This is a genomic window from Effusibacillus lacus, assembly GCF_002335525.1.
Taxonomy (GTDB): domain Bacteria; phylum Bacillota; class Bacilli; order Tumebacillales; family Effusibacillaceae; genus Effusibacillus; species Effusibacillus lacus.
Map to the genome: position 1 here is coordinate 1 of NZ_BDUF01000080.1, position 679 is coordinate 679.

General features: G+C 48.2%; 1 protein-coding gene. It reads left to right on the plus strand.

All coding sequences use genetic code 11. The annotated features are described in order from the left end of the window. On the plus strand, window positions 1-679 hold a 679-nt coding region (locus EFBL_RS14450; protein ID WP_149029968.1), incomplete at both ends, for a transposase.

Sequence of the window (679 nt, forward strand, 5' to 3'; positions counted from 1 at the left end):
ATCGGCTGCAAAACAGCCTGACGGTTTCCAACATTCAGCTTGGAAATGTCGTATCGGATACGTTCGGCAAAAGCTCCATGAAGATCATTGATAAGCTGCTGGACGATCCGCTCGATACATCTTTTGACCTCGAGCCGCTCATTCACCCCTCCATGATCGGGAAACTTCCTGAACTGGAGCTTGCGATTGACGGACTCATTACGCCAGAGCAGGCTGGAAAAATCAAGGTTATCAAACAACACTACGAAGACCTCGAATCCCGAAAAGCGGAGCTAGAAGCCATTATTCTTTCTCTTGCCGAGTCCTACCTGGACGAAATCAACTTGATCTTAACTGTTCCGTCCTTCAAAAACCTGTTTTCCGCCATTGCCGTGGTTTCGGAAATCGGTGTGAACATGGACGTGTTCCCGACAGCTAAGCATCTATGCTCTTGGGCAGGACTTACACCTTCAAATGATGAAAGTGCCGGCAAGAAAAAGTCAGTAAGGATTTCGAGAGCCGGCTGCTACATCAAGCCTCTTTTGGTACAGTGTGCAACCGCCGTTGTTAAAAGCGAAAAGCATCCCGAAATCCGAAACCGCTACTTGCAACTGAAGAAACGCAGAGGCCACAAGCGCGCCATTATTGCCATTGCTCGTATGCTGCTAACGGCCATCTATCACATCTTGAAGAACAAAGA